At 70.6% G+C, this 8,921-nt stretch carries 11 protein-coding genes; 5 read left to right on the forward strand and 6 right to left on the reverse strand.

Annotated elements, in window-relative coordinates; genetic code table 11:
• A partial coding sequence (locus VF542_RS16380) for an NAD-dependent epimerase/dehydratase family protein (RefSeq protein ID WP_408652764.1) occupies nt 1-491 on the reverse strand: 491 nt, incomplete at its 3' end.
• A gap of 115 nt (nt 492-606) precedes the next feature.
• Between VF542_RS16380 and fbaA the strand changes: the two genes are divergently transcribed.
• The 3 genes from fbaA to VF542_RS16395 all read left to right on the forward strand — a co-directional run bounded on the left by fbaA (nt 607) and on the right by VF542_RS16395 (nt 2,750).
• On the forward strand, nt 607-1,644 hold the full coding sequence (fbaA, locus tag VF542_RS16385) for a class II fructose-bisphosphate aldolase (protein ID WP_408652765.1): 1,038 nt from the start codon (nt 607-609) through the stop codon (nt 1,642-1,644).
• A 63-nt stretch (nt 1,645-1,707) separates the two neighbouring features.
• Entirely contained in the window at nt 1,708-2,100 is a 393-nt protein-coding gene (locus VF542_RS16390; protein ID WP_408652766.1) for a DUF3151 domain-containing protein, read from the forward strand.
• Nucleotides 2,097-2,750: a class I SAM-dependent methyltransferase gene (locus VF542_RS16395; protein ID WP_408652767.1), complete on the forward strand. Its 654-nt coding sequence runs from the start codon at nt 2,097-2,099 to the stop codon at nt 2,748-2,750. Before VF542_RS16390 ends, VF542_RS16395 begins: the two co-directional genes overlap by 4 nt.
• A gap of 49 nt (nt 2,751-2,799) precedes the next feature.
• Here VF542_RS16395 and VF542_RS16400 read toward each other — a convergent pair whose 3' ends face one another.
• From VF542_RS16400 to VF542_RS16410, 3 genes are read right to left on the reverse strand one after another with little or no spacing between them, the layout of a single operon-like run.
• Nucleotides 2,800-3,657, reverse strand: coding sequence for an ABC transporter permease (locus VF542_RS16400; protein ID WP_408652768.1), 858 nt, complete (start codon nt 3,655-3,657; stop codon nt 2,800-2,802).
• Nucleotides 3,654-4,541, reverse strand: coding sequence for an ABC transporter permease (locus tag VF542_RS16405; protein ID WP_408652769.1), 888 nt, complete (start codon nt 4,539-4,541; stop codon nt 3,654-3,656). Before VF542_RS16405 ends, VF542_RS16400 begins: the two co-directional genes overlap by 4 nt.
• Entirely contained in the window at nt 4,531-5,490 is a 960-nt protein-coding gene (locus tag VF542_RS16410) for an ABC transporter ATP-binding protein (protein WP_408652770.1), read from the reverse strand. The genes VF542_RS16405 and VF542_RS16410 overlap by 11 nt, the downstream gene beginning before the upstream one ends.
• Nucleotides 5,491-5,616: 126 nt before the next feature.
• Here VF542_RS16410 and VF542_RS16415 point away from each other — a divergent pair, with 126 nt between their 5' ends.
• Together VF542_RS16415 and VF542_RS16420 are read left to right on the forward strand one after the other, a co-directional pair.
• Nucleotides 5,617-5,946 carry a PadR family transcriptional regulator gene (locus VF542_RS16415; protein WP_408652771.1) on the forward strand — a complete coding sequence of 110 codons (330 nt, stop codon included), beginning with the start codon at nt 5,617-5,619 and terminating at the stop codon, nt 5,944-5,946.
• Nucleotides 5,946-7,109 carry an HAAS signaling domain-containing protein gene (locus VF542_RS16420; RefSeq protein ID WP_408652772.1) on the forward strand — a complete coding sequence of 388 codons (1,164 nt, stop codon included), beginning with the start codon at nt 5,946-5,948 and terminating at the stop codon, nt 7,107-7,109. Before VF542_RS16415 ends, VF542_RS16420 begins: the two co-directional genes overlap by 1 nt.
• A gap of 94 nt (nt 7,110-7,203) precedes the next feature.
• Here the strand turns inward: VF542_RS16420 and thpR are convergent, their stop codons facing one another.
• Both thpR and VF542_RS16430 read right to left on the reverse strand, forming a co-directional pair.
• Nucleotides 7,204-7,776: an RNA 2',3'-cyclic phosphodiesterase gene (thpR, locus tag VF542_RS16425; protein WP_408652774.1), complete on the reverse strand. Its 573-nt coding sequence runs from the start codon at nt 7,774-7,776 to the stop codon at nt 7,204-7,206.
• A 39-nt stretch (nt 7,777-7,815) separates the two neighbouring features.
• A partial coding sequence (locus tag VF542_RS16430; RefSeq protein ID WP_408652773.1) for a PrsW family intramembrane metalloprotease occupies nt 7,816-8,921 on the reverse strand: 1,106 nt, incomplete at its 5' end.

Genomic DNA, 8,921 nt, shown 5'->3' on the forward strand with positions numbered 1-8,921 from the left:
ACGATCAGGCCGGCCCGCAGGATGGAGCTGCGGTGCTCGCCGAAGGCGCGCAGCACGGCACGCTCGGCACCGACCTTGCGCCAGCCGTAGTCCGCGCCCTCGTCCAGATCCTCGGGCACCTGCTCGCCGACGGCGTCCGGATCGCCGTCGTAGGTCCCGTGCTGGTGGTAGTCGGCATGGTCGGGCCAGCCGTGGTAGGCGTTGATCGAGGAGGTGAAGGCGTAGTGGCCAGCGCTCGGTTCCAGCAACTCGGCGCTGGCCTTGACCACCTCGGGCAGGTAGCCGGTGTCGAACACCAGGTCGTAGGAGGTACCGGCCAGCTTGCGCAGGTCCTCGGGATCGGTCCGGTCACCGGTGACGGCGCGCGCCCCGGCCACCGGCTGACCGGTCTTGCCGCGATTGAAGGTGGTCACGTTGTGGCCGCGGGCGACGCCGAGTTCGGCGACCGCTCGGGAGAGGAATACCGTTCCGCCCAGTACCAAGATCTCCATCGGGCCACCCGATCAGAGCAGGCACCGGCCAGGCAATGGATGTTCGCCACCAGCGCAGGTGGAATACTTCCTGGGACGGCACTGCGAGAACCTGCGAGAACCGACGGAGACATCGATGCCCATCGCAACCCCCGAGATCTACAACGAGATGCTCGATCGCGCCAAGGCGGACGGCTTCGCCTACCCGGCGATCAACTGCACGTCCTCGGAGTCGATCAACGCGGCTCTGAAGGGGTTCGCCGACGCGGGCAGCGACGGCATCATCCAGTTCTCCACCGGCGGGGCGGAGTTCGGCTCGGGCACCGGTGTCAAGGACATGGTGACCGGGGCGGTGGCGCTGGCGGAGTTCGCTCACGTGGTGGCTGCCAAGTACCCGGTGCACGTCGCGCTGCACACCGACCACTGCCCGAAGGACAAGCTGGACGGCTACGTCCGGCCGCTGCTGGCGATCTCGGCCGAGCGGGTGCGGGCCGGCAAGAACCCGCTGTTCCAGTCCCACATGTGGGACGGCTCCGCGGTGCCGCTGGAGGAGAACCTGCAGATCGCCGAGGAACTGCTGAAGCTGACCCACGAGTCCCGGATCGTGCTCGAGGTGGAGATCGGCGTGGTCGGCGGCGAGGAGGACGGCGTCGCCAACGAGATCAACGACAAGCTCTACACCAGCGACGAGGACTACGCCGCCACCCTGAAGGCGCTGGGTTCCGGCGAGAACGGCCGGTACCTGCTCGCGGCGACCTTCGGCAACGTGCACGGGGTGTACAAGCCGGGCAACGTGAAGCTCCGCCCGATCGTGCTCAAGGGCGGCCAGCAGGTCGCCTCCCGCGCGCTCGGCCTGCCGGAGGGTTCCAAGCCCTTCGACCTGGTCTTCCACGGCGGTTCGGGGTCCAGCTTGGAGGAGATCCGCGAGGCGGTGTCCTACGGCGTGGTCAAGATGAACGTCGACACCGACACCCAGTACGCCTTCACCCGGCCGATCGCCGGTCACATGTTCACCAACTACGACGGGGTGCTCAAGGTCGACGGCGAGGTGGGCAACAAGAAGGCCTACGACCCGCGGTCCTACCTCAAGGCGGCGGAGGCGGGAATGGCCGCGCGCGTCGTGGAGGCCTGCAGCGACCTGCTCTCGGCCGGCACCTCGGTCGCCGGTTCCTGAACCGCTGAAACCGCTTCCCCGTCCGGCGACGCTGATTTCCCGCCGGCACGGCACAATGGCGCCATGGACCTGCTAGCACCGCGAACCCTGTTGCCCGTCGACCCCGCCAGCGCCGAACTGGCCGCCGGGGCTGATCCGGTCCAGGTCGCCACCGAGCACCCGGCGTCCTCGGCGGCCTGGGCGGCGCTGGCCGAGGAGGCGCTCGGCCGGGGGTTCTGGATCGAGGGGTACGCCTACGCCCGGACCGGCTACCACCGCGGGCTGGATGCCCTGCGCAAGGCGGGCTGGCGCGGAACGGGGCCGGTGCCCTGGTCCCACGAGCCCAACCAGGGATTCCTGCGGGCGCTGCATGCCCTGGCCGTCGCGGCAGCCGCCATCAACGAGACGGACGAGGCCAGCCGCTGCTCGACGTTCCTCAACGACTGCGACCCGGCAGCAGCGGCGGCGCTGGCTTGAGCGAGCCGGAGGCCGGGCCGCGGGTCGAACACGACCAGGCGTACTGGGACGAGCGCTACCGCTCACAGGACCGGCTGTGGAGCGGTGAGCCGAACCGGTACCTGGTCAGCGAGGCGTCCGAGCTCAGTCCGGGCGTGGCGCTGGACGCCGGTTGCGGAGAGGGCGCGGACGCGATCTGGCTGGCCCGGCGGGGTTGGCACGTCACCGCGGTGGACCTGTCCGCCGTCGCGGTCGAACGGGCCGCGGCCAATGCGGCGGCGGCCGGTGATCAGGTCGCCGGGCGCATCCACTGGGAGCGCGTCGACCTCACCGGCTGGGACCCTGGCCGCGACCGGTACGACCTGGTCTCCTCGCAGTACCTGCACCTGCCGCCCGGGCAACGCCAACCGCTGATCGAGCGGATGGCGGCCGCGGTCAGGGTGGGTGGCACGCTGCTCATCGCCGCCCACCATCCTTCGGACCTGCACACCACGGTGCGGCGCCCGAAGCAGCCCGAACTGTTCTTCACCGGTGACGAGATCGCGGCTGCGCTGGATCCGGCGCTCTGGCAGATCGTGACCAACGCCGCCCCGGAGCGCACCGTCACCGATCACGAGGGCCGCGACGTCGTCATCCGCGACACCGTGTTCCGCGCGGTTCGCCGGGGCTAGCCTGCCGCCGGGCCTAACCTGCCGCCACCCCCACAGGTCATCAGCCCGCTCAGGTCATCAGCAGCGTGCCCAGCCGGCGGGTGGTCAGCCACAGGCCGAACCCGGCCATCCCGACGAAGTAGCCCAGGTGCAGGAGCAGCCCGGCGCCGATGTCGCCGTAGGTCAGGGCCCGCATCACGGCCACCCCGTGGTGCAGGGGCAGGCACTGCACCACCAGCCGCAGCCACGCCGGGTAGGCATCCAGGCCGTAGAAGGTCCCGGAGAACAGGAACATCGGCAGGACGAGCAGGGTGACCACCTCGATGTCCTGCCAGCTGCGCACGTAGGTGGTCACCGCCATGCCGATCGCGGAGAAACCGAAGCCGATCAGCAGCGCCGCCGGTACCAGCAGCAGCGCCCAGGGCGACAGGATCAGCCGCATCCCCAGCATCACCACGACGAACGCGCCCGCATACAGGCCCCCGCGGGTCAGCGCCCAGCTCATCTCGCCCAGCGCGACGTCCATCGGGGCCAGCGAGGTGGACAGCATCCCGTCGTAGAGCTTGGCGTACTTGAGCTTGTAGAACACGTTCATCATCGAGTCGTTCAGCGCCCCGTTCATCGCCGACGAGGCCAGCAGGGCCGGCGCGATGTACTGGGCGTAGCTCAGCGGCTGCCCGTGCGGGCCGGCCACCCCACCCACCAGGGCGCCGAGGCCGGTGCCGAAGGACAGCAGGTAGAACAGCGGCTCGAAGAAACCGGAGATGATGATCAGCCAGGCCCGGCGGTAGACCCGTGCCGAGCGTTCCATCAGCACCATGGCCCGGCCGGCGTAGACACTCGGCGGCAGTACCCGCAGCAGCAGGCCGCGGCGCTCCGGGTAGCCGGCCGCGGCCGGCGGCGGGCTGGCCAACCCCAGCCGGCTCATCGGCTCAACCTGACCTGGAACCGCCAGGCGGCAAGCACCACCCCGCCCACCGTGAGCACGGTCAGGAAGGCCAGGTGCTCGAGCAGGCCGACGGCGCTGAGCCGGCCGACGCCGGAGCTGAGCCGCAACGATCCGAGCGAGGCCCAGCGGGCGACCTCGGTGGCGTGCCAGAGCGGCGAGAGCCAGGCCAGCGCCCGTCCCCACCCAGGCAGCGCGCTGACCGGATAGAAGGTGCCCGAGAACAGGAACATCGGCATGACCACGAACCGGTAGATCGCCGCGAAGCCGCCCCGCTCGGTCTCGACGGTGGCCGAGTAGATGGTGATCGGAGCCGCCATCGCCATCGCGCCCAGGGTGGCGATCGGTACGCACAGCAGCGCGCCGAGGCTGCGGATGCCGCCGAAGCAGGCCACCACGACCAGGTACAGGGTGGCCGAGAACGCCGCCCGGGCCGCGATCCACCCGAGGGTGCCGACCGCGATCTGCCGAGGGGTCAGCGGAGTGGCGTTCATGGCGTAGTAGATCCGCTGGAATTTGAAACCCCCGAACAGGATCGGGTACGTCGACTCTCCCACCGCGACCTGCAGGGCCGTGGCAGCGATCAACGCCGGGGCGATGTAGCTCAGGTAGGGGGTGCCGAGGCTCTGGCCGCCGGCACGCCCGTTCACGATGCTGCCGAGGCCGATGCCGAGGGAGAGCAGGTACAGCACAGGCCCGCCGAGCTGGGAGATGGCTGAGACCTTGAAGTAGCGCCGGGAGGAGATCAGCGAGTACCCGAACAGGGCCGCCAAGCCGCCGCCGTGCTCCCGCACCAGGTGCCGGGTGGCGGTGTGCCGGCCGGCCAGTGGCGCCGGCTGCACCGCGGTGGGAGCGTCAGTCGACAAGGCTTCGTCCCGTCAGCCGCAGGAACACATCCTCCAGGCTGGCCCGGCGGACCAGGCTCGACACCGGTTGCAGGCCGCGCTGGTGCACCGCCTGCAGCACGGCCTCGCCGTCGTCGACGTAGAGCAGCAACCGGTCGGCCAGCACCTCGACCCGCTGGGCCAGGTCGGCCACCTCGGCTGCTCTGACCTCGTTCTGGTCGATGCCGAACCGCAGCTCGGCGACCTCACGGCTGACGTGCTCGGTGATCAACTTGCTGGGCGAGCCTTCGGCGACGATCCGGCCGTGATCCATCACCACCAGCCGGTCGCACAATTGCTCGGCCTCGTCCATGTAATGGGTGGTCAGGACCAGGGTGACGCCCTGGTGCTTGAGCCGGTAGAGCCGGTCCCACAGCACGTGCCGGGCCTGCGGATCGAGCCCGGTGGTCGGCTCGTCCAGCAGCAGGATCTCCGGGTCGTTGATCAGCGACCGGGCGATGGTCAGCCGGCGCTTCATGCCGCCGGACAGCGGCTCGACCTTGTCCCGGGCCCGGTCCGACAGCTGGGCGAAGTCCAGCAGCTCCTCGATCTTGGGTCGCAGCGCCCGCTTGGGGATGCCGAAGTACCTGCCGTAGATGTAGAGGTTCTCCCAGACGGTCAGCTCCAGGTCGAGGTTGTCCTGCTGCGGAACCACCCCGAGCCGGGACCGGATCGCCGGGCCCCGCACCGCCGGGTCCATACCCAGCACCCGCAGCCGGCCCTCGGTGGCTGGCGACACGGCGGCGACCATCCGCATGGTGGAGGACTTGCCGGCGCCGTTCGGGCCGAGGAATCCGAACGATTCGCCCCGGGCGACCGAGAAGTCCACCGCGTCGACGGCCTGGAAATCACCGAATCGCTTGCTCAGGCCCACCGCCTCGATGAGCGGGCCGGCCGGCGCGGGCGGTGCGTCGCTGGTCAGGCTGGTCACGGCGCGAGCCTACAAGTCAGGGCCACGGGTGAACGACGGTCGGGCGTTGGGTGAACGCGCGATACTCCGAGACGCGCCGTACTGTGCTCTTGATGGTACTACGTATTCCGTAGTAGCATGCGCGTCATGGACAGCACCCAGCTCCTCAAGGGCGTTCTCGATCTGGCGGTGCTCGCCGTGCTACGCGACGACGACGGCTACGGCTACGACATCGTGCGGCGGCTGCGGGCCGCCGGGCTCGACGAGGTCGGTGACGCCTCGGTCTACGGCACCTTGCGGCGGCTGTTCCAGGCGGGCTTGCTGACCACATATGTGGTGCCCAGCGAGGAGGGACCACACCGCAAGTACTACGCGCTCAACAAGGCCGGTCGCGGGCAGCTCGAACTTTCCAGCAAGGTCTGGTCGGAGTTCGCCCGCTCGATGGACGGGCTTCTGAACGGGGAGGTGGCGGCATAGTGACCACCGCGAGTACGGGTTCGGCGGGTACCGGCGGAACTGCCGGTGCGCCGGAGATGAGCGAACAGGCCCAGCAGTACTACGACCGGGTGGTCGCGGCGCTGTCCGGGCTGGCGCCCGGTGCCCGGCAGGATCTGCTCGAAGATCTGTCCGACCACCTGGCCGAGGTCGCGGCCGAGATCTCGGCCGAAGGCAGCGGATCCTTGCGTGAGCGGCTGGGCGATCCGGAGGCCTATGCCCTGGAGCTGCAGGCTGCCGCGGGGCTCGATTCGACCGAACGTGCTGCCGGGACGGTTCTCACCGGTATGGCTGACCGGCTGCGCGGAGCCGCCGAGCTGGGGCGCCGGTTCGACCTGCAGGCCGGCCGGCTGGTCGGGTACCCGCGGCTGCGTGACCTGCTCTCGGCGCTGCGGCCGGGCTGGTGGGTGTTGCGTGGCTGGCTCGCCGCGGAGCTGGTGGCCGGCGCGCATGACCGGGAAAGCTGGACCGGTTTCGTCCCCGACATCGGCGGCAGCTGGGTGCTCGGGCTGCTCCTGACGCTGGCGTTGATCTCGGCCTCGGTAGCCCTCGGCCAGCGGTCGCTGGGGCTGTCTGACTGGGCTCGTCGAGCGGTGGCGGCCGGCAGCGTGCTGATCGGGTTGTGGGGGGTGGGCGTGCTGGCCACCAATGTCGGCGGCACCGCCTACGCCTACAGCGGTCCGGACCAGGGCTATGTCCTGCCCTATTCCGGGGTCGCGGACGTCTACGTCTATGACCAGGCCGGCCAGCTGGTCAACGGTGCCAGGCTGTACGACCAGAACGGCAACTCGATCCAGCTCGGAACCGGCTACTGTCCTGACGGGCAGCCGGCTCCCGGCGCCAATCCGGTCCTCAGCCCGCCCGCCTACCCGGGTGCGGCCACCGTCTGGAGCTACCCGCTGTGCCCGGCCTACTCGGGCCCGTTCCGGTCGGGGCCGCCGCCGCTGCTGCCGGCATCGCCTGGCCCGTCGGATACCCCGCAGCCGAGCGGTGCGGCGCCCTCGGCCACCTCGCCGGTATCTCCACCGGCGCCGAGCGCGACGCCCAGCACTCCCAAGCCGGGCACCGTGAATCCCGGCACCGTGAATCCCAGCGCCGTGAAGCCCAGCACCGCCAAGCCGACCGCGACCTCGAGCGGCCGCTGAACACTCCGGGCGGATTCGGCGGCGACGCTGTGGGCTGGCGACGCTGTCGGGCAGATGAGGCTGGCGACGCTGTCGGCCCCGTCGGCGCTGTCGGCTAGCCAGCCTGTTCCCTGGGCCCGACGCCGAGCGGGAACACCTCGTGCACCTGGTAGTGCGGGCGCCCGTGCCCGAGCTGGGACTGGATCAGCGCGATCTCCTCCACCTGCCAGCTCGGCCCGGTGTACAGGTCGAAGACCCGCAGCCATCTGGTCAGCTCCACCGGCCGGTTGGCCCGCGCCAGCGTGACGTGGGGCCGGAACTTCGAGCCGTCCACCTCGGTGCCGGCCCGCACCGCCGCCGACCGGCTGCTGGCCGAGAGCCGTTCCAGCGGCTCGGTGTCACCGGCCACGCCGGTCCACAGCACCTTGCCCTGCGCCGGATTGGGAAAGCTGCCGGCGCCCTGCAACCGCAACTCGAACTCCTCCCGGCGCCCGGCAACCTCGGCCAGCCGCTCGACCAGCTCGTCGAGATCCCGGTCGGCGACCGAGGGCAGGAACGCCAGCGTCAGGTGCCACTGCTCCTGGGACGACCAGCGCAGCGGGCTGTCGCGTTCCTGCCTGGGCTCGACGAACCCGGCCAGGTCCTCCACGACCTCCAGCGGCGGCACCACCGCCACGAACATCCGCATGCTCACCGAACACTCCGCGGTTCTATCGGTTGCTAGCCCTCATCGGCCGGACAGTGACGGCGGGCGGACCGGCCGGATCGGCGGCGCGGACCCTGCGTTCTCGGCCAGCGGCTGGGCCGCCCGCGCCCGGTTGACCAGCAGCGCCTGCACCAGCTCGGCGTGCAGGTCATAGGCCTCGGCCGGCCCGACGCCACGCTGGACCCGGTCCCGCAGGAACGCGAGCTCGGTGGCGGCGGTCTGGAAGTCGCGCAGCGCCCGCGCCCCCTCCTTGCCGGAACGGGCGGTGACCGATCGCAGCCACGCCCGCCGGGCAGCGATGCTGTCCAGCCAGCCGGCCTCGGCCGGGGTGATGAACCGGTAGTAGACGAGTTCCGGCAGCTGTCGCCGGACGACATCGCGCTCGCGACGGCGGTGGTGCCGGGCGATCAGCAGGGCTGCCACGAACACCGGGATCATGATCACGACGTAGACCAGCAGGTATCCGGCGAAGCCGAAGACCAGCGAGCCGTTCCACAGCGCGTGCAGCGTGACCGCGGCCAGGTAACCGATCAGCGGATAGCGCCAGCGGCCCGCCTGCTGCGGCCGGCTCACCGCCAGGCCGACTCCGAGACCGATCATCGAGGTGAACAGCGGGTGCGCGAACGGGGCGAGCACCAGGCGCATGATCACCGTGGCAAGGGTCGCCTCGGTGCCCTGGCTGAAACTCTGGGCGACGTAGCCGATGTCCTCGACGAAGGCGAAGCCGACCGCGGAGAACCCGGCGTACACCAGGCCGTCGACAACCCCGTCGAACTCGCGGCGGCGCACGCCGGTGAGCATCACCAGCAGGAACGCACCCTTGGCCGCCTCCTCGACGGCCGGCCCGATCAGGGTCAGCACCACGCCGGTGCCGAGCACCTCGCTGCTGGCCAGCTCCAGGATCAGGCTGGCCACGATCGCGACGCTGGCGCCCCACAGGAAGGCCAGCAGCAGCAGCCTGCTGGGCTCGGGCTCCCAGCGGTCCAGCCAGAAGTAGCAGGCCACCACCACCGCCATCGCCGCTGCCGTCAACGGCACCGCGACGATCAGCCCGACCGGATGCCTGGCCCCCTCCAGCAGCAGGACGCCGGCGGCCAGCACGGCCAGCAGGATCAGTACGGCGATCG

The sequence above is a fragment of the Jatrophihabitans sp. genome (assembly GCF_036389215.1).
Classification (GTDB): domain Bacteria; phylum Actinomycetota; class Actinomycetes; order Mycobacteriales; family Jatrophihabitantaceae; genus Jatrophihabitans_A.

What these genes read in the sequence shown, in the direction of transcription:
- fbaA (WP_408652765.1), top strand. Translation starts at nt 607, where the DNA reads ATGCCCATCGCAACCCCCGAGATCTACAACGAGATGCTCGATCGCGCC.
- VF542_RS16390 (WP_408652766.1), top strand. Translation starts at nt 1,708, where the DNA reads ATGGACCTGCTAGCACCGCGAACCCTGTTGCCCGTCGACCCCGCCAGC.
- VF542_RS16400 (WP_408652768.1), bottom strand. Translation starts at nt 3,657, where the DNA reads ATGAGCCGGCTGGGGTTGGCCAGCCCGCCGCCGGCCGCGGCCGGCTAC.
- VF542_RS16415 (WP_408652771.1), top strand. Translation starts at nt 5,617, where the DNA reads ATGGACAGCACCCAGCTCCTCAAGGGCGTTCTCGATCTGGCGGTGCTC.
- thpR (WP_408652774.1), bottom strand. Translation starts at nt 7,776, where the DNA reads ATGCGGATGTTCGTGGCGGTGGTGCCGCCGCTGGAGGTCGTGGAGGAC.